General features: G+C 66.5%; 16 protein-coding genes and 1 tRNA gene. 5 read left to right on the top strand and 12 right to left on the bottom strand.

All coding sequences use genetic code 11. The features are described from left to right. The 6 genes from QX051_RS20335 to QX051_RS20310 all read right to left on the bottom strand — a co-directional run. Positions 1 to 1,540 (bottom strand): S8 family peptidase (locus tag QX051_RS20335; protein WP_315777341.1); only part of this gene is annotated, 1,540 nt, incomplete at its 3' end. Between the two features lie 124 nt (positions 1,541 to 1,664). Further along, entirely contained in the window at positions 1,665 to 2,735 is a 1,071-nt protein-coding gene (locus QX051_RS20330; RefSeq protein WP_315777340.1) for an ATP-binding protein, read from the bottom strand. A 1,070-nt stretch (positions 2,736 to 3,805) separates the two neighbouring features. After that, positions 3,806 to 3,881 (bottom strand) — tRNA-Thr (locus QX051_RS20325). A gap of 147 nt (positions 3,882 to 4,028) precedes the next feature. Continuing rightward, positions 4,029 to 5,918 (bottom strand): heme biosynthesis protein HemY, encoded by a 1,890-nt coding sequence (locus QX051_RS20320; protein WP_315777339.1) that lies wholly within the window; start codon positions 5,916 to 5,918, stop codon positions 4,029 to 4,031. Between the two features lie 7 nt (positions 5,919 to 5,925). Further along, the gene (locus QX051_RS20315; RefSeq protein ID WP_315777338.1) at positions 5,926 to 7,230 is read right to left on the bottom strand and encodes a hypothetical protein; all 1,305 of its coding nucleotides are present in this window, start codon (positions 7,228 to 7,230) and stop codon (positions 5,926 to 5,928) included. A gap of 50 nt (positions 7,231 to 7,280) precedes the next feature. Further along, complete coding sequence (locus QX051_RS20310) at positions 7,281 to 8,009, bottom strand: uroporphyrinogen-III synthase (RefSeq protein ID WP_315777337.1); 729 nt, start codon at positions 8,007 to 8,009, stop codon at positions 7,281 to 7,283. Positions 8,010 to 8,149: 140 nt separating this feature from the next. On the opposite strand from QX051_RS20310, the gene tsaD reads away from it, so the two are divergent. From tsaD to QX051_RS20290, 4 genes are all read left to right on the top strand, one after another. Further along, a complete protein-coding gene (gene tsaD, locus QX051_RS20305) occupies positions 8,150 to 9,217 on the top strand; it encodes a tRNA (adenosine(37)-N6)-threonylcarbamoyltransferase complex transferase subunit TsaD (RefSeq protein WP_315777336.1) in 1,068 nt (355 codons plus the stop codon). A 214-nt stretch (positions 9,218 to 9,431) separates the two neighbouring features. Then, positions 9,432 to 10,412: an NAD(P)H-dependent glycerol-3-phosphate dehydrogenase gene (locus QX051_RS20300; RefSeq protein ID WP_315777335.1), complete on the top strand. Its 981-nt coding sequence runs from the start codon at positions 9,432 to 9,434 to the stop codon at positions 10,410 to 10,412. Positions 10,413 to 10,724: 312 nt separating this feature from the next. After that, positions 10,725 to 11,138 carry an EVE domain-containing protein gene (locus QX051_RS20295; protein WP_315777334.1) on the top strand — a complete coding sequence of 138 codons (414 nt, stop codon included), beginning with the start codon at positions 10,725 to 10,727 and terminating at the stop codon, positions 11,136 to 11,138. A gap of 167 nt (positions 11,139 to 11,305) precedes the next feature. Continuing rightward, a complete protein-coding gene (locus QX051_RS20290; RefSeq protein WP_315777333.1) occupies positions 11,306 to 11,521 on the top strand; it encodes a dodecin family protein in 216 nt (71 codons plus the stop codon). 227 nt (positions 11,522 to 11,748) lie between these two features. On the opposite strand, the gene QX051_RS20285 is transcribed toward QX051_RS20290, so the two are convergent. From QX051_RS20285 to QX051_RS20265, 5 genes are all read right to left on the bottom strand, one after another. Continuing rightward, positions 11,749 to 12,252: a DUF2059 domain-containing protein gene (locus QX051_RS20285; RefSeq protein WP_315777332.1), complete on the bottom strand. Its 504-nt coding sequence runs from the start codon at positions 12,250 to 12,252 to the stop codon at positions 11,749 to 11,751. Between the two features lie 1,039 nt (positions 12,253 to 13,291). Further along, positions 13,292 to 14,794 carry an ammonium transporter gene (locus QX051_RS20280; protein ID WP_315777331.1) on the bottom strand — a complete coding sequence of 501 codons (1,503 nt, stop codon included), beginning with the start codon at positions 14,792 to 14,794 and terminating at the stop codon, positions 13,292 to 13,294. Positions 14,795 to 14,833: 39 nt separating this feature from the next. Continuing rightward, on the bottom strand, positions 14,834 to 15,172 hold the full coding sequence (locus tag QX051_RS20275) for a P-II family nitrogen regulator (protein WP_006611147.1): 339 nt from the start codon (positions 15,170 to 15,172) through the stop codon (positions 14,834 to 14,836). A 332-nt stretch (positions 15,173 to 15,504) separates the two neighbouring features. Next, complete coding sequence (locus QX051_RS20270) at positions 15,505 to 16,815, bottom strand: ammonium transporter (RefSeq protein ID WP_315758696.1); 1,311 nt, start codon at positions 16,813 to 16,815, stop codon at positions 15,505 to 15,507. A gap of 90 nt (positions 16,816 to 16,905) precedes the next feature. Further along, positions 16,906 to 17,244, bottom strand: a complete 339-nt coding sequence (locus QX051_RS20265) for a P-II family nitrogen regulator (protein ID WP_172112996.1) — start codon at positions 17,242 to 17,244, stop codon at positions 16,906 to 16,908. A 208-nt stretch (positions 17,245 to 17,452) separates the two neighbouring features. On the opposite strand from QX051_RS20265, the gene QX051_RS20260 reads away from it, so the two are divergent. Next, entirely contained in the window at positions 17,453 to 18,328 is an 876-nt protein-coding gene (locus QX051_RS20260) for a DUF4339 domain-containing protein (protein WP_315777330.1), read from the top strand. Positions 18,329 to 18,333: 5 nt separating this feature from the next. On the opposite strand, the gene tesB is transcribed toward QX051_RS20260, so the two are convergent. Beyond that, positions 18,334 to 19,209, bottom strand: coding sequence for an acyl-CoA thioesterase II (gene tesB, locus QX051_RS20255; RefSeq protein ID WP_315740635.1), 876 nt, complete (start codon positions 19,207 to 19,209; stop codon positions 18,334 to 18,336). Positions 19,210 to 19,344 lie beyond the last annotated feature (135 nt).

The following is a 19,344-nucleotide window of genomic DNA, read 5'->3' as shown; positions in this document are numbered from 1 at the left end:
CTTGATCCTCCGAGGGCCGGATGGTTCGGAAATCCAATCCTAACCCTTCTTGACCACCCGCCGCCCCATAGGATCTGCTCGGAAGCGGATGGCTTAGCAAGATTGGCGGCGAGGCAGCCGGCGCGAGCCGACCGCGCTGCCTTCCCCCGGCGAACAGAGCCTCGGGTTTCGTGCTCCGACGCAGCCCCGGTCCAAGGCGCGACGACAAGTTCGGCATCTCCCGGCCCTCGTAGGGAACAAAGGGGCTTGTGCCGCGAAAGACTTCGGTTGAGGAGTCTCGATGCCATGCTCCAATAGTGAGAGCGTTCAGGCTGTCTGCAGGGGCAAGCAGCCGACGATCCGCTTTCATGGCATCCAATCCCCGCAAAGCTCCTTCTGCCCGCGCAGTTGTGGGTGCGGCCTCGAAGGCAGCAGCATCGGCAAACTCGGGCATGGGCAGCCCGTCATCTACGTTGCCAGCACTGACCAGAAAGAGAATGCCGTAGGTGAAGGCCAAATAGTCCAGAGCCCGTGCCCAGGTCGAGAGTTTGCCGGCGAATGGCTTCGTGCGATCGCCGAGCGATAGATTGACCACGATGACATTCGGGCCTCCGCTCGCGCGCATCCGAATTACGGCTTCAACAATGACGTCGACGACCAGCTTGTTTTCGTCGAAGATTTCATCACCCAATGAAGGTGCGTACATTACCGGCCGAAAATAGACGCGGCGGCTGATCGACGTAGCCGGATCATTGAGATCGCCGTGAAGCACGATCGAGGCCATGGCGGTACCGTGCACGCGCAGTCCCACGGCTTTAGCCTCGAGATTTGCGGGATCTTCGATCGTCAGCCGGCCGGTGAGAAGCGGGTGAGCTTGAACAGGAACAGCATCGAAGACAGCGGCGATCGGATCGTCGAGAAGGACGTTTGGCCTCACCTCTGTCACAGGCGTGCGATCATCCGCATCAATCGGCGTGCCCACGCTCTGCGGCACGATGGATGCTACGGGATCAGCGCCAGCGAGCGAGGCGGGGTCGAGGTCTGCGATAAGCCGGATTTCGCCTGCTGGAACGTCGGCTAGTACAGCATGGTAGGCAAATTCCGGCCGCCTCGAGCGGTCGATTATCTTGCCACCTTTGCGCGCGACGTGCTCCGCCACAGTTGCTTCGGCGGCTTGCGCGTCCCCCTCACCCGCGCGGAACACCAATTCGATTTCGATACGAACTACCTCGCTATCAGGAGCGCCCTCCACGCTGTGACGGAAATACTCCCGGTTCGACGGCGAGACGCGATCAGCCGGTCCCCAGGGACGTACGCTTCGCAATTGAGAAAACAGGTCTCGCCAAGGCGTGTAATTCCTCGGAACCGTTCCACTTCGCTGCCACGTATTCCACAATGAAACGATCTGGCTCAATGCATCGAGCTGCGGGACCAGGAGATAGAATTCCGGATTGGCATCTAATTCGTCAGCGACCAATTCCTCTTCGCCAGCAAATTCCAGTCCTGGAATGCGCGACACGGCATTGACGAAGTTTTGAACCGAGCCGGTGACCTCGAACACCAAAAGCCGCTCTGGCGCAAGCGAGTTCGCGTCGGATCGCAGCTGTAGCGCTGCGTCGGGTCGGTTAAGAACCGACTGCAGACGCTGAAAAATCGGACCGTGAGCTCGCCCTTGCGTCGCTCGATCAAATGTCCTCGCCTGGCCCCCGCCGCCTCCCGTTCTGCGTCTTCCCGTTTCTCTTGGGTCGTTCAGGCGAAGCAGCGGTTTCTCCAGATCGTGCGGCATTGGTTTCTTCCGGCGACACTCTGGCGGTCCAGAAATGCAATTGCTCGCTCAATATTTCTCTTAGCTTGCGGTTGCCCAGGGATAATACATGCTGGCGACGGACAGTCTGACAGAACTCGAGGCCCTCGGCGAAGCTGACGGAACCCAAGGAGCTGGCAAGTTTGCCTGCCTCGATACCAGCCGGCTCGGGCCATGACTCGAACTGGCGGTCGAGAAAAACGGAAAGCGCGTCATTTGATGGTTGCGGCAGTGCCAGACGCAATTGAAACCGACGCCACACGGCGCGATCCAGCAATTCAGCATGGTTCGTTGCTGCGACAGTAACCACATAGCTCGGCAACTGATCGATCTGCATTAACAAAAAGGATACGACACGCTTGATCTCACCGGTCTCGTGAACATCGCCCCGTTCTTTGCCGATCGAGTCGAACTCATCGAAGAAAAGCACGCACGGCACCGTGCGAGCGTAGTCGAACAATCGCGCAAGCCGCGTGTTGGTCTCACCCAGATAAGAGCCAACAAGTGCATCGTAACGTACTGTGAAGAATTGCACCGCGAGGGCTTCGGCTATCGCTTCGGCTACCGAAGTCTTGCCATTTCCCGGGGGACCCGACAGCAGCACTCTATGTCTTGGCTGCATGCCGTTAGCGCGCAACAGGTCAGCGCGATGCTGCTCCTCCACAAGCTGCTTGACCTGTTCGGCTACCGGCAGCGGCAGGATCAGCTCGTCGAGGCGGCGGCGAGGCGTGCTCTCGAGGATGGTGTCTTTGCCTGATTGACTCGCTGACGGCTTGATAACTGGCGAACTCACCGTAACCGCGTTCAACGCGCGTTGTAGACGGTCAGCCAGTATGTGGTGATTCTTGCCCCGCTCCTCAGCGACAATCGCCTCGACTGACGAACGCAAGGCATTGCGATCGCCGGTTGCTCCTGCGCGGACAATCGAGAGAAGAAGATCACTTCGGGACACGGGCGCGCTGCGTTTTGGAGTTCGAACTGTAGGTCGGAATGGTTAACACTTCGGCGGGCCTGGCGACACCCCATCCTGCGAACGTCGCCGAGGAACATCACAGACAAATCCCGCGCCAAGGGTTTGGCGGACCCGAAGCTGCTCATCGGACCTGCGGCCCCGCTGCGCCGTGGCGAGACGCCAGAGGGACATAGCCTCCGCGTCCGTTTGCCAGTTGGTCGCATTGCCGCGCGACGGCCATGTGGTTCGCGTTGCGCCGACGGCGAGCAGCTCAGGATCCTCGGCGACCAGGCTGGTGCCATCACAGAGCGGGAATTTCGGTGACGCTCGGGAGCCAATTCGCCTCAATATCGTGTTTGATCGTGGCCACGGAACCATTGACGGTGTGCGCAGCACCGGAGCAGTGCAGGGCGATAATTCCGAATACCAGAAATGCTGTTGACGCCGACCCCAAATCAGTGGTTTGATCCGGCTATCCCGCCCGCACTGAGAGGGGCGCATCGCGATCGTCACGGGACGTTGCGGCGGGGAGCGGTGGCCGCGGGGCGACGCAGCGTCTCCTTGGAGGTGCGGACGAACGTCGTCGTGCGGACGGTCAAGCCGTGTGGTCCCGACACCCCGACGCTGGTGTCTTGGTCGGCGACGATGTCGATGACGGGGGCAACAAGCCCGGTCCCCTGGGAGAGCACGGAGCAGCCGTTCAAACCATTGCGCAGGGAAGGCCGGGTTGTTTCCGGCTGAGCCTGTGGTTCCTGCCCCGTGCATTTTCTTCGCACGGGGGCCGCGGGTGCCAGTCGGCACTCGGCCTTCCCTGCGCCCTCTCATTCAAGAGGACGCCAGATTGCAGCAGAGCCCGGGCCGAACCGGCCGCGAGGGTGCGGTGGTATGCGCGTGAGCAAGGCTGCGACGAGCGGTGGGCTGTTTGACAGGGTTGATCGGATCAGAACGCGGGGCTTAGCCGGAGCACCGGGGGGCTCAAACGCCCGGCTTCGCCAAGAAGCTACGCCGGGCACGCCTCGCCCTTCGGGCACCTGCGCGGCTGCGCCACGCGTAGCCCGAAGGGCGAAGCGTGGTGCCGCAAGAGGGACTCGAACCCCCGACCCCGTCATTACGAATGACGTGCTCTACCAGCTGAGCTATTGCGGCGAACCATAGCGGCGAGCGCCCGGCACGGGGACGGACGACGCGATCGCGCTCCTGATATCGGGCGAACGGCCCGTTGGCAAGGACAACGCGCGCCGCCGCGGCGCGGAAACGAACCGGTGTGACCCGGAACGGCGGGGCTGGTTGCCCTCAGCCGCCGAACCGCGACCAGAACCCGCGCCAGCCGCCGGCCTGGGCCTTGGGCGCGAGCTGCTCGGCGAACTCGTCGCGGGGCTGGTCGTCGTCATCGACGCCGGGATCGTCCGGCGGTCGCATGATCGGGACGATCGCCTGGATCGGCGTCTCCGCCGGCCTGGCGAGATCGTTGCGGGTGCGGAACAGCGGCGTCGGCGCGGTGGCCGCGGTCTCGGCCGGCTTGGCGGCCACGGCATCCGGCTCGGCCTCCGGCTCCGATTCGGCCTCGGCGGGGGCCGCGGCCTGCAGCGGCGGCGCCGGCTCGGCGGCGATGGCCGTGGCCTCGATCAGCCTGCCGTCCTCAGCCGTGTCCACAGGGATATCCACGGGCTTGTCGACAAGCTTGTCCACTGCCTCGACTGGCTTTTCGGCCTGCTCGGGCTCGGCGGCTGCCGCCGGCCGCGGCGGCTCGTTGTCCTGCACGGCCGGCGTGATCACCACGGGCGCGGGTGCGGCCTCGCGCGGCGGCTCGACCGCGGCTTCGGCCATGGCCGGGCGGACCGGCGGCGCCAGCACGGCTTCGGCGAAGGCCGAGCTTTCGATCACGCTGCTGCGCTCCGAGGGCAGGCTCGCCACCGGCGTCTGCCACTGGAAGGCGTCGAGCCGGCCGGTGACCGGCGAGATTGGCTGCCAGCGGTCGCTGACATAGCCGTCCGCGGTCCAGGCCGGGTCGTGGCGGGCCCGCACCGCGCGCAGCGCCCATTCCCGCGCCTTGCCGGCGTCGCCATGCTCGGTGCGCTCCAGCTCGGCCATCAGCATCGCCACGCGCTGGGTCGGGTCCTCCGTGAACGGCGCCAGCGCCTCGCGGGCGCGGCCGAATTCGGCGGCGTCGATCGCCGCGCGCGCCACCGCCAGCGCGCCCTCGACATGGCCGGGCGTCCGCGCGGCCAGGTTCTCCACCCGCGCCAGCCGCTGCGTGGCCGAATCGCCGAGCCGCACATGGGCGTAGGCATCGGCGAGATCCGGATGCGGACACGCCGCCCAGGCCGCCTCGATGATCTTCATCGCGCGCCGCACCTGGTGCGCCTCGCTCTCGAACTTCGCCGCCAGCACCGCGGCCGGCACCAGGGTCGGCGCCAGCTTCACCGCCTCCATCGCGCTGGTGCGCGACAGGTCGCGATCCCCGGTCTCCAGCGCCAGCGCGCGCGCCGTCAGCAGCACGCCGCGCTGACGGCGGTAGGTCGGCTTGTCGATCATCCCCGCGGTGTAGTTGCTGTCGAGGATCGCCAGCGCACCGTCCCAGTCGGCCTCGGCGCAGCGGAAGCCGAGCACGGCATGCGAGGCCCAGGTGGCGTTGGGCGCCAGCCTGAGCGCTTCGTCGGCGATCATCACCGCGGCATAGGCATCGTCGGCGCGCTGCGCCTCGATGAACAGGCCGCGCAGGCCGAGCAGGCGGGTATCGTGGCGCTCGGCCATGGCGCGGAAGGCGCGCCGGGCGCCGTCGCGGTCGCCTTCGAGCTGAGCCGCTTGGGCGTGCAGGAGCAGCGTCAGCGGATCATCGCCGGCCAGCCGCTTGGCGGTGTCGGCGTGCTGCCGCGCCGCGGTCGAATCGCCGTGGCCGATCGCCAGCAGGCCGTGGGTGATGGCGTGGCGGCCGCGCTGATGCCGGCGGGCGCGGTGCGCCTTGCGGATGCGGCCGGGCGCCCGCAGCAGCGCGCTGATCAGGTTCCACAGCGCGACGCAGGCCGCGATGGTCAGGCCGAGCGCAAGCACGAACACCGGCAAGGTCATGGCGATCCGCCACGGGCCCCAATTCAAGACGACGTCGCCCGTTTGCTCGGCGACCCAAGCCGAGCCCGCAGCGGCGAGCCCGACCAGGATGAGGAAAATGACGATCCGGAACATGGGCGTCCTATTGCGCGGGTTTGGCGAGCGCGGTCATCGCGTCGTCGGCGAATTTGCGGGCGGCCGACAGCGCCGCGTCGCGGGCATCGGCGCGTGCGAGCCAGTCATTGGCGGGGGCGCGATCACCAGGCGAGAGACCCTTCAGCTCGCGGCGGGCCTCGGCGAAATCGTTGCGCAGCGCCGCCGCGGTGATCCGTGCCACCACCGCGCCGCGATCGGTGCCGGCGCCGTCGGTGCGCTCGACCTTGACCAGGCTCGAGGCGCCGGCCGAGAGCTTGCTGAGGATCGAGGTCCCGGTGGTGCTCTCGGGCGCCGGCGGCGAGAGCTTCGGCACGATGGTGAGCAGCTCGCGGCTCAGTGCCGCAGGGCTCGGCACGCCGGTCGTGGCGAACGCCTCCAGCGGCTTCAGCGCGGCCGCGTCGGGCGCCAGAGATTTGGCGGTGGTCAGCGCCGCTCCATAGGGATCGCCGTGACGGACGGCGACATCGAGCAGGGTCGCGGCGACCACGCGGCGCAGCGGCGCGTCGTCGGCCGGCTTGGCCGCCTCTGCCGCCTCGGAGATCCTGGCGCGCTCCTGTGCCAGCGCCGCGCTCTGGTTCTTGCTCGCCCGCTCCAGCGCGTCGATGCGTGCGGTCAGGCCGGAGAGATCGACCGGCTCGGGTGCGGGCGCCGGCGCGGAGCCGTCGCGCGGCTGCGCCCGGACGTCGTTGAGGGCGGCCACGGTCTTGTCGGCCTGCGCGCGCAGGCCGGCGATGTCGTTACGCAGCGCTGCCATCGCCTTGTCGGCGGCATCGAGCCGGCCGGTCACGGCGCCATCCGGCTTGCCGACGCGCTGCTCCAGCCCGGCGACGCGGGAGGTGAGCTCGTCGACCGCCGTGGCCTGCGGCGAGATCGCCGACGGCGGTGCGACCTGCGGCCAGCCCAGCATCCAGCCGACGCCGATGACCAGCGCGGCCGCGGCCGCGCCGGAGAACGGCGCGATGATCCAGGGCGACACCGGCCGGGAGGGGGGCGGCGCCATGCGCGGCGGCTCGGCGGCGGCAATGGTCTCCTCGACCCTGTCATCGGCGGCAGCAGCCGCTTCGGCGTCCGGCGCCATATGCGGGTGGGATTCGGCGGCGGTCTCCGACGAGCCTTCGGCCATGGCTGCCGCCGGCGCGGACCATGGCGAGGCGGTCGGCCGCTCGGCCGCGCTCTCGCTGGCCGACGGGCGCTCTTCGCGTGAGGTCGGCTCCAGGTCGATGGTCGGCGGTGGCCGTTTCGGCCGCCCGGTGTCGGAGGCCGGTGCAGCGGTGTCGGGTTCATCGACCATGGCGGAAGTTCCCTGGCTGAGGCAAGATTGAGCAGGCCCTCTTACGCCATTCACGACCGTAGCGCACGGGTCAGGCCCTCCAGCATGTCGTTTTCATCCGGATGCGCCGCGATTGTGACCTGGGTGGCGCCGGCCTCGCGCAGCACCTCGGCGACATTGGCCGACAGGCAGCCATGGGGCACCGCCAGCGCCGAGATTTCGACGCCATCGGTCTGGATGGCGGCCACGAATGCCGCGGCACTCCGCCGCGAATAATGCAGCACCGCCTCGATCCGGTTGGCTGCGAAGGCCGCGCAGACGCCGCGCGGCAGCGCCGCGACCGGCGCCATCCGATAGACGGTCTGGGTGACCACATCGAAGCCGCGCTCGGCGAGCTCGGAAGCGAGGTCGCGCGAGATGTCGGCGCCGGCGAGATAGAGCAGGGTGGCCTTGGCGTCGATGACGCCGCTGTCTGCGATCAGGTCGCGCAACGCCGTCGCATCGGCCGCGGCCGAGATCACCTGCGTGAAGCCGGCCTCGCGTCCGGCTGCGGCGGTCCGGTCGCCGACCGCGAACAGCGGCAGGCGAAGCAATGCGGACCCTCTGAGCTGCGGCGCCACCGCGCGCAGCGCGTTCGATGACGTCACGATGACGCCGGCGGCGTCGTGGCCCGCGTCCGGCGGCAGCGCGACCGGCTCGAAGCGCAGCATCGGCGCCAGCAGCACCTCGAAGCCGCGCGCGCGCAGGGCGCTCGCAGTGCGTTCATTGTCCGGGGCGGGACGGGTCACCAGCACGGCCATGTGCTATGCTCCCGTCGAACACGGATCGGCCGGGCTGCAACGGACGGACGATTGCACCTGGCGACCTCGTGGTGTTAGGCGGTTCTGCGCACTCATAATGACCAAAAGGGTTGAGATTGGGTAACGAATCGCAAACGCTCGTGCTGGGCATCGAAACCACCTGCGACGAGACCGCCGCGGCCGTGGTGGCGCGTGATTCGGACGGCAAGGGGCAGATCCTCTCCAACGTGGTGCGCTCGCAGACCGACGAGCACGCCATCTATGGCGGTGTGGTTCCAGAGATCGCGGCGCGCGCCCATGTCGACATGCTCGACCATCTCATCGACGCGGCGATGCGCGAGGCCGGCATCGACTATGCCGCGCTCGGCGGCGTCGCGGCGGCCGCCGGCCCCGGCCTGATCGGTGGCGTCATCGTCGGCCTCACCACCGCCAAGGCGATCGCGATGGTGCACGACACGCCGCTGATCGCGGTCAACCATCTCGAGGCGCATGCGCTGACGCCGCGCCTCACCGATGCAATCGACTTCCCCTATTGCCTGTTCCTGGCCTCCGGCGGCCACACCCAGATCGTCGCAGTCGCCGGCGTCGGCGACTACGTCCGGCTCGGCACCACCGTCGACGACGCGATGGGCGAGGCGTTCGACAAGGTCGCGAAGATGCTGGGCCTGCCCTATCCGGGCGGACCGCAGGTCGAGCAGGCCGCGCGCAATGGCGACGCCGCGCGCTTTGCCTTCCCGCGTCCGATGCTGGGCCGCAGCGATGCCAATTTCTCGCTGTCCGGGCTGAAGACGGCCGTGCGCAACGAGATCGGCCGGCTCGACAAGGTGAGCGAGCAGGACATCGCCGACCTCTGCGCCAGCTTCCAGGCGGCGGTGCTGGACTCGACGGCCGACCGCCTGCGCGTCGGCCTCGACCTGTTCAAGCAGCGTTTTGGCGCGCCGACCGCGCTGGTGGCCGCCGGCGGCGTCGCCGCCAACCAGGCCATTCGCGGCGCGCTCGACGATGTCGCGCAGCAGGCCGGCACGCGGCTGATCATGCCGCCGCCCGCGCTCTGCACCGACAATGGCGCCATGATCGCCTGGGCCGGACTGGAGCGGCTCGCGCTCGGCCTCGTCGACGGCATGGACGCCGCCCCGCGGGCGCGCTGGCTGCTGGATGCGAATGCCAGCGTGCCCGGCAAGTTCGCGAATACGCGCGCGGGGTTTTGAGGGTGATGGAATTGCTTTTTCATTCTGCACGAAGCGGCTGGATCGCCCTCGGCTGTGATGTGGCAAGCTCCTGCACCACACGCGGTGCGCTCCCCTCCCCCTTGCGGGGAGGGGTCGGGGGTGGGGGTGGCTCCATAAAGATTCTCGCTCGTGGCACCCCCCTCCCCAACCCTCCCCCGCAAGGGGGGAGGGAGCGCAGCCGAATCCGCGGCGAATGACTCGTTTCCAAACGATCTCCGTCATCGGCGCCGGTGCTTGGGGCACGGCGCTCGCCGCTGTCGCGGCGCGCGCAGGGCGTGACGTCACGCTCTATGCCCGCGATGCCGACCACGCCGCGCGCATCGGCGCTGCCCGTGAGAACCCGCGCCTGCCCGGCATTCCCCTCGCGTCGCGCATCGCCGTGACCGCCGATCTTGCCGAGCCCGCCCGCGCCGACGCCGTTCTCATCGTCGTCCCCGCCCAGCATCTGCGCGGCGCCGTCATGCATCTCGCACCGCTGCTCCGTCCGGGCACGCCGCTCATCGCCTGTGCCAAGGGCATCGAGCATGGCACCCATAAATTCATGACGGAAGTGATCGCCGAAGCCGCGCCCAACTGCATCCCCGCGATCCTCTCGGGCCCGAGCTTCGCCGACGACGTCGCGCGCGGCCTGCCGACCGCAGTGACGCTCGCCGCGCCCGACGAGGCGCTCGCGGCTGATCTCGTCCATGCGCTGGGCTCGCCGACCTTCCGGCCCTATCACTCGACCGACGTGCGCGGCGTCGAGATCGGCGGCGCCGCCAAGAATGTGCTGGCGATCGCTGCCGGCATCGTTTCCGGCCGCAAGCTCGGCGCCTCGGCGCTGGCGGCGCTGACCACGCGCGGCTTCGCCGAGCTGGTGCGGCTCGGCCGCGCCTATGGCGCCCGCAGCGAAACGCTCACCGGCCTGTCCGGCCTCGGCGACCTCATCCTGACCTGCGCCGGCCCGCAATCGCGCAACTTCGCCGCCGGCCTCGCGCTCGGCCGCGGCGAGCCGCTCCCTGCTGGCAAGCTCGCCGAGGGACAATACACCGCGCCGGTGCTGGTCGAGCTCGCCGCGTCGCGCGGCGTCGAGATGCCGGTGGCGCAGGCGGTGGCCGCCATTCTCGCCGGCACCGTGACGATCGATGCCGCGATCGAGGCGCTGATGATGCGCCCGTTCAAGGCGGAGGAGTGAGCGTTCTGGCTGCGCACCACATTCACCCCTCACCCTGAGGAGCCCGCCGCAGGCGGGCGTCTCGAAGGGGGAGGCCCTGATCCGGCCTCATGGTTCTCGGGGCGATGCGAGAGCATCGCCTGAACGCGCCTGCGGCGCTCCTCACCATGAGGGTTGAGCGCAGAGACCGGCGCCGCGTCATCGCTGGGCAAAAGCGCAGCGCCCCGGCTCTAAGGTGTTGACCCGGCCGTTGTCGTCTTCTTTGATCCGGCCGCCGAGCGAGGCCGTATTCCGCTCGAGACTGGCGCAACGTGATCTGAGGATCTTGCACATATGAACTACTGGCTGGTGAAATCCGAACCCTCGGTATGGTCGTGGGACCAGCAGGTGGAGAAGGGCGCGAAGGGGGAGGCCTGGACCGGCGTGCGCAACTACACGGCGCGGCAGAACCTGGTGGCGATGAAGAAGGGCGAGCTCGCCTTCTATTATCATTCCAACGAGGGCAAGGAGATCGTCGGCATCGCCGAGATCATCAAGGAAGCCTATCCCGACCCGACCGACAAGACGGGCAAGTTCGTCTGCGTTGACATCAAGGCGCACAAGCCCTTCAAGACCCCGGTGACGCTCGCCGCGATCAAAACTGACAAGAAGCTGTCGGAGATGGCGCTGGTGAAGCAGTCGCGGCTCTCGGTGCAGCCGGTGACGGCGGAGGAGTGGAAGCACATCTGCAAGCTGGGCGGCGTGTAGGGCGCAAGGGCTTGTGAGACGCGCAAGGCGTTAGCGCCATTCGTGGTAGCTCCGGACCTGCGGCTGCCATGGGCAGGCTGCGTCCTTTCAGGCGCCGCGCTATGATGCTACGTTCAGTTGTAGCAGGGAGCACCTGCTTCCTGCTCCATACCGAACAGGAGACCGACATGTCTGACAGCGTCTACAAAGTCATCGAGCTGATCGGTACCAGCAGCGAATCTTGGGAAAAGGCGGCCGCGAACGCGGTCGAACAAGCTGCGAAAACACTCCGGGACCTGCGCGTTGCAGAAGTCGTCAAGCTCGACATGCAACTCGATGCGAAGGGGAAAGTCGAAGCCTATCGGGCCAAGCTCAACGTGTCGTTCAAGTTCGAAGGCGCATGAGCTGACCATCGACTTGCGTTGTCGTTCGCCGGACTATCGGCCGCGGCAAGGTTTGAGCCTGCAATCCGGTGTCGTGCCCGCCATCGGGGGCATGACCGTGGACGTCTCGGTTCGGCTTCCCGGGGGATGGCGAGGCGGGACGGACCACAAGCCTGTCATACGGAAATTGCCCGTCGCGCCGGTTATGTCGCAGGGCAGCGCCGCTGCATGACGATCGGGAGTTCGGATCAGAGATCGAGACCTTTCTTCCTCAGTTCATCGACCATCTGCTTCCTGATCTCTTCGCCGAGAGCTTGACCAAATTTCTGCCCGGCAATGCTCGACTCCTGGGTGACGGACGGCAGCTTCTGCAGGACTCTTTGACCTGTCGGGGTCCTGTAGAACTCAGCCATGGTCCTGAGGTCGTCCGCCGAGAAGTTCCTGGCATAGATGACCGCGATCGCATCCGAGAATTCGGAAACCCTGCCCTGAAAGGCCTGGGTGAACTTCGGGATCAACGCATCATATTGCAGAGCGACCTCGGCGCGCCCCTGGACGATCGTCGGTCTCAGGTTCTTCAGAACGATCGGCAACAGGGCTGTCGCCTGGTCATTCATATGCATCACGGAGACCAGCTCTTTCGCGGCCGCCAAGGACTCCTGTGATGTCGCTTGGGCTCTTGCCGATGGCGGCGCTGCGGCGGTGAGCCAAATGGCGGAGGCGACGACTACGTACCGACAGCGATGCTTCATCCTGATCCCCCATGTGCCGGCTGCAGCGGCGATCGCTGTTACGGCCGGGCTCCAATTCTTAAAATCAGCCGGAGCCAGCGAACAGTATTGCTAAGCTGTGTTTTCTGCCGCTGCAACCGGATTGGCATCCCCCGCGCTATTGTGCGGATCAAAGCCTGCTCGGTTGCCCGTCGGGCAGTTTCCGCATTCCCGACATGCGCCAATTGCCCGTCGAGTTAGTTTGCCGCAGCCGCGCCGGCTTGTGTCGACGGGCAAATCACCTTCACATTTCCGCGCATCCTGTTGCCGCATGAGGGGCGTTTCGCGACCGTCACGGACCGTTGGCAGTGGGAGGCGATGGGCGTGTGTTGCCGCAGCGTAGTTTCAGTCTGCGCGGACGAACGGCGATGCACGCACGGTCAAGTCGCGCGGTCCTGATATCCCGATGCTGATATCAAGCGGGTGCTGATGCTAACGTGTCGCGCTCGTGATGGTGGCCAACAAGCCCGGCGCGCCAAGGAGAACGCGAAGCAGCCGTTAAAACCGTTGCGCAGGGAGGGCCGGGTGTGTTCGGCCAGACCTGTGGTACCTGCCGCCAGCATTTTCTTTCGCTGGCGGGCCACGGGCGCGGCCAGCGCCCGGCCTTCCCTGCGCCCTCTGTTTTCCGAGGGCGGTGAGTTTCAGCACAGCTCGGGCGCATCGTGTCGCGAGAACGAGATTGTTCGCCTTCGAGCTGCTTCTCGGAGGCAACGCCGGGCGCGCCAACCACAGCTGTCGTCCCGGGCAAGCGCGAAGCGCGCCGACCCGGGATCCATAACCACAGGGTTCAGTTGTCTTGCACGGGACCAGCAGCCTGCCTCTTACAAACATCACGCGGTATGGGTCCCTGCGTTCGCAGGGACGACACCGGTTATTTGGCGCGCGCTCGGCCCTCACGATCCAAACAAAAAGAAAGGGGCCCCAGCTTGCGCTGGAGCCCCTCAACGGTCAGGGCATTGCCGGGTATTTGCCCGAACCGAAGTTGCGGACCTGGTCGCGTACGACCAAGTCCCGGGAGAACTCAGTAGTTGTAGGCGCGCTCGCCGTGGTCGGTGATGTCGAGACCCTCGCGCTCCTGCTCCACGGTCGGGCGCAGGCCGATGACCACGTCGACGACCTTGTAGAGGATCGCCGAGCCGACACCCGACCACACCAGCGTGGCGACGACAGCCTTGAGCTGCGCCAGCATCTGCGTGGCGAAGTCGTAGGTGCCAGCGTTGTTGCCGGTGATGTTGGTGTAGTCGGTGATGCCGACGCCACCCAGAGCCGGGTTGACCAGGATGCCGGTGGCCAGGGCGCCGATGATGCCGCCGATGCAGTGCACGCCGAACACGTCGAGCGCGTCGTCATAGCCGAGCGCGTTCTTCACGGTGGAGACGAAGAACAGGCAGACCGGCGAGACGATCAGGCCGAGCACCAGCGCGCCGATCGGACCGGCATAACCGGAGGCCGGGGTGACGGCGACGAGGCCGGCAACCGCGCCCGAGCAGATGCCGAGCAGCGAGGGCTTGCCCTTGACCGCCCATTCGCAGAGCAGCCAGGACAGCGCCGCACCGGCGGTGGCGACCATGGTGTTGACGAAGGCCAGCGCGGTGACGCCGTTCGACTCCAGGTTCGAGCCGGCATTGAAGCCGAACCAGCCGACCCACAGCAGCGCGGCGCCGATCATGGTCATGGTCAGCGAGTGCGGAGCCATCAGCTCCTTGCCGTAGCCGGTGCGCTTGCCGATCAGGACCGCGCCCACCAGCCCGGCGATGCCGGCATTGATGTGGACGACGGTGCCGCCTGCGAAGTCGAGGGCGCCAGCGCCGGCGAGCCAGCCGACAGCGCCGGTGACTTCGTCGAGCTTGGCCTGGGCAGCGGTCTTGGCGGCAGCGTCGCCAGCGGCAGCGAGAGCCTTGGCAGCAGCAGCGATGTCATCGGGAGCTGCGATGAACCAGACCCAGTGCGCGATCGGGAAGTAGATGAAGGTCACCCAGAGCAGGATGAACAGCATCACCGCCGAGAACTTGATGCGTTCGGCGAAGGCGCCGACGATCAGGGCCGGGGTGATCATCGCGAAGGTCATCTGGAACACGAAGTAGGCCAGCTCCGGGATCACCACGCCGTTCGAGAAGGTCGGAACGGTCGAGTTGGCGTCGACGCCGTGCAGGAAGGCCTTGGAGAAGCCGCCGACCCACGAGGTCATGCTGCCGCCGTCGGTGAAGGCGAGCGAGTAGCCGTAGAGCGTCCAGATCACGCCGACCATCGCAACGATGGCGAACACCTGGGTGAGGACCGAGGCCATGTTCTTGGTGCGGACGAGGCCGCCATAGAACAGCGCGAGGCCGGGGATGGACATCATCAGGACGAGCGCGCTGGACACGAGCATCCAGGCGACGTCGCCCTTGTTGGGAACGGGGGCGGCTGCGGCAGCGGCGGCAGGCGCGTCCTCGGCGAACGCCACATCGGCGAGGCCTGCGACGCAGAGCCCTGCAATTGCGAGCGTAACCCATCCCGCGCTGGTTGGACGCTTGAACGTCATTTTATTGTACTCCGTAAGTGTTCTGGTTTGAGCGCGAAATCAAAGGGCCGCAGCGTCCGCTTCGCCGGTGCGGATGCGCACGGCGTGGTCGAGGCTGATGACGAAGATCTTGCCGTCGCCGATCTGGCCGGTCTTGGCGGCCGAGCTGATCGCATCGATGGTCTTGTCGACCTGGTCGGAGGGGATCGCGACCTCGATCTTGATCTTGGGCAGGAAGCTCACCGCATATTCGGCGCCGCGGTAGATTTCCGTATGACCTTTCTGACGGCCGTACCCCTTCACTTCCGTCACCGTGAGACCATGAACGCCGATGGCGGTCAGGGCGTCCCGGACTTCTTCGAGCTTGAATGGCTTAATGATCGCCATAACAATTTTCATGGGTCCTATCCCCGCTTGGGCCCGGCACGGACGTTACCGAGCGCTTCCTGTCGACTGAGGTTCACCACGCGGAGAGAGCTTCACGACGCGGGCACAGCCGGGAGCGATAGAATCAAATGCCGTGCCAGACGGCTGGTCAGGGCTAACGAGCGGTGAATCCTGACCTTTTCACCCCTCACCGGGGGCATCAAAGGCTGCGCTATTCCGTCGCGCTCAAGGAATGGGCAGGCATGCGCAAAAGTTACGCATGTCAGGCTCAAGACACAATGCTGCTCACCGCGCGGGCAGAATCCCGCGACGCCGAACAGGTCAATTGGCGCCAATTGCTGCAGCTATTGCAGCGCCTCGCCATGCTGGGAGATGTCGAGTCCTTCCAGCTCGTGCTCGCGCGACACCCGCAGCGGCACGAAGGCGCTGACCAACTTGAGGAGCCCCCAGGTGACGCCGCCCGACCACACCAGGGTGACGGCGACGCCGTAGAGCTGGGCCGCAAGCTGCTTCGGGTTGCCCTCGATCAGCCCGGCTGTGCCGCCGATCGCGGCGGTCGCGAACACGCCGGCCAGCAGCGTGCCGGTGAGGCCGCCGATGCCGTGGACGCCGAACACGTCGAGCGAATCGTCATAGTTGAAGCGGTGCTTCAGCGAGGTGCAGGCCCAGTAGCAGATGATACCGGCGAGCGCGCCGATCACCAGGCCATGCCAGGGGGCGACGAAGCCGGACGCGGGCGTGATGGTGCCGAGGCCGGCCACCGCGCCGGAGATCATGCCGAGCACCGACGGCTTGCGCCGCGTCGACCATTCCAGCGCGCCCCAGGTGACGGCGCCGGCGCAGGCGGCGAGATGCGTCGTCAGGATCGCCATCACCGCATGCGCATTCGCCCCGAGCGCCGAGCCGCCATTGAAGCCGAACCAGCCGACCCAGAGCAGGCCGGTGCCGACTACCGCGAGCGACAGATCGAACGGCGAGAGGTTCTCGCTGCCGTAGCCCTGGCGGCGTCCCATCACCAGCGCCGCGACCAATCCCGCGGTGCCCGCGGAGAGATGCACGACGAGACCGCCGGCGAAGTCGACCACGCCGGCCTGCGCAAGAAAGCCGCCGCCCCAGATCCAATGCGCCAGCGGCACATAGACGAAGATGAACCATGCGATGCTGAACAGGAGGTAGGCCGAGAAGCGCATGCGGTCGGCTACCGAGCCCGCCACCAGCGCCACCGTGATGATCGCGAACGTCATCTGGTACAGCATGAACAGCGACTCGGGGATCGTCCTGGCGCCGGGATGGACGCTGTCCATGCCCATGCCGGCGAGGAAGGCGCGGTCGAGCGAGCCGATCCAGGTGCCGTCGCCGACGAAGGCCAGCGAGTAGCCGAATGCGACCCACAGGATCGAGATCAGCATCACGGCTGCGAGGCTCTGCGCCATCGTCGCCAGCACGTTCTTCTTGCGCACCATGCCCGAGTAGAACAGCGCCAGACCGGGAATGGTCATCATCAGCACCAGAGCGGTGGCGACGATCATCCAGGCGGTGTCGGCCGGTTCGATCGTGGACGGCGCTGCGGCCGCTGCTGGCGTGGTGAAGGCAATCGCGCCCGCTGCAGCCAATGCTGCAGACGCGCGCAGGCAACGAGACGCGCAGGTCTCCATGACAGTCCCCCCGGCATGTCAGATGTTAGGATCTTGCAGTTCGCCGCGCCGTTGCGGCGGGCGTGCAGCCGTTGCGGCTGCTTGACGGGCTTAGAGTGCGTCGGTGTCGGTCTCGCCGGTGCGGATGCGGCGGGCATGATCGATCGGCGTCACGAAGATCTTGCCGTCGCCGATCTGGCCGGTGCGCGCGTGCGTCGTGATTACCTCGACCGCCTTCTCGGCGATGTCGGAGTTGACCGCGATCTCGATGCGCAGCTTGGGCAGGAAGTTCACGATATACTCGGCGCCCCGGTAGATCTCGGTATGGCCCTTCTGGCGGCCGTAGCCCTTCACCTCGGTGACGGTCATGCCGTGGACGCCGATCGCGGTGAGGGCCTGGCGCACCTCGTCGAGCTTGAAGGGTTTGATGATCGCGACGACGAGCTTCATGGGCGGGCCTTGGTTTCCTCGGGTCTGGGCAGCCTGCTTCTGAGGCAGGCGTCGAACGGCTGTTGTGGCCTGTTCCTAGGCAAATGGCACAAAATCAGCGCAGCGTTAAGCGAAAACGTCAAGGAGTGACGGATATCACTGAACGGAACGCGACATCGCCCGACAGACTGAAGACGTTTTCCTGCCATCCTCCACTCAAGGACATCCCATGTCGAATCGTTCCTGGTATTACGCGGCGCAAGGCCAGCAACAGGGCCCCATTTCGGAAGACGAACTGCGCGACCTGATCGCCCGGGGTGTCGTCACGGCCGAGACGCTGCTGTGGAGCGACGGGATGGCCGGCTGGGAGAAGGCCGGGCACATTCCCGGCCTGATGTCGGGCGTGCCGAGCATGTCGCCGGCCACGCCGCCCGCGTTCGATTCCGGCGGCGCCGCCTCGGCCGGCGCGCTCTCGGTCACGCTCGAGACCTGGTCCTATCTCGGCTGGACCTTGCTGTATGTCGTCGGCCAGTTCCTGATCGTCATCACGCCGTGGACCGCCGTCTACCTCTACCGCTACGTGATCGAGCGGATGAGGGTGCCCGGCCGGCCGAACCTCACCTTCACCGGCCAGCCGCTCGACATCTGGTACGTCTTCATCGCGATGGGCGTGCTGACCTATGTCGGCCTCAGCGACCGGCCGATCCTCAACCTGATCTCGCTGGTCGCTCCGGCGTTCCTGGGCTGGATGGTGCTGCGCTGGCTTCTGAGCAACATCGCCTCGAATGGCGAGCGGTTGCCGATCCATTTCGAAGGCAGCCCCGTCGTCTATGCCGGCTGGTACCTGCTGATGATCGTGTCGGGCATCACCATCATCGGCTGGGCCTGGGTGCTGACCGCCTGGATGCGCTGGGTCTGCCGCAACATCCAGGGGACGCGGCGCGAGGTCGTGTTCACCGGCTCGGGCCTGCAGGTGCTGTGGCGCACCTTCGCGTTCGTGCTCGGCTGCTCGGTGATCATTCCGATCCCGTGGCTGCTGAGCTGGTACAGCGCCTGGTACGTGTCGCAATTCGCGGTCGTGCCGCGGACGGCGCAGCCGGTGTGAGGCTGCTACGTCCGGCGCTCGCGGATCGAGCCCTCCTGCGCGACGGAGGCGACCAGCGTGCCGTCGGGCTTGAAGATCGAGCCGCGGGTGAGCCCGCGGCCGCCCTGCGCGCTCGGCGAATCCTGCGCATAAAGCAGCCATTCGTCGGCGCGGAACGGCCGGTGAAACCACATCGCGTGATCCAGCGAGGCCGGCATCATGCGCTTGTCGAACAAGGTGCGGCCATAGCGCGCCATGACCGCGTCGAGCAGCGAGAAGTCCGACGCATAGGCCAGCGCGCACATGTGCAGCGCCGGATCATCGGGCAGCTTCGCCGCCGTCTTGATCCAGACGTTGATGCGGCCATCCTCGATCTTATGGCCGAAGTACCGGTTCAGCTCGACGGGGCGCAGCTCGATCGGCCGGTCGGATTCGTAGTAGCGGCGGATGAAGTCCGGCATCCTTTGGAAGACTTCCTGAAACATCGGCTGCTTGGAGATCTCCTCCGCCGTCAGCTTCTCCGGCGGCGGCACGTCCGGCATCTTGTCCTGGTGGTTGAATGCGCTGTCCTCGTCGCTGTGGAAGGACACCATGATCGAGAAGATCGCATTGCCGTGCTGGATCGCGGTGACGCGCCGGGTCGCATAGCTCTTGCCGTCGCGCAGGCGCTCGACCTGGTAGATGATCGGCACCTGCGGGTCACCGGGCAGGATGAAGTAGCAGTGCAGCGAATGCGGCAGCCGGCCCTCGACAGTGCGGCACGCCGCCATCATCGCCTGGCCGATCACTTGGCCGCCGAACACGCGCTGCCAGCTCGTCTTCGGGCTGTTGCCGCGGAACAGGTTCACCTCGATCGGCTCGAGATCGAGGATCGAGATCAGGTCGATCAGTCCCTTGGACATGGCGTGGTGCTTTCGCTGGCTCGGCCGTCAGCTCCGGCCCCGTTCCAGCGGGATCGGGCATCCGGAAATGACGGTTTCGGAGGGCAGACCTTGTTTCACGCCCCTGTTTCGCCCAGCTATACTCCACTCGCAAGA

The sequence above is a fragment of the Bradyrhizobium sp. SZCCHNR1053 genome (assembly GCF_032381235.1).
GTDB lineage: Bacteria > Pseudomonadota > Alphaproteobacteria > Rhizobiales > Xanthobacteraceae > Bradyrhizobium.
This window is presented reverse-complemented; position numbering and strand designations above follow the sequence as displayed.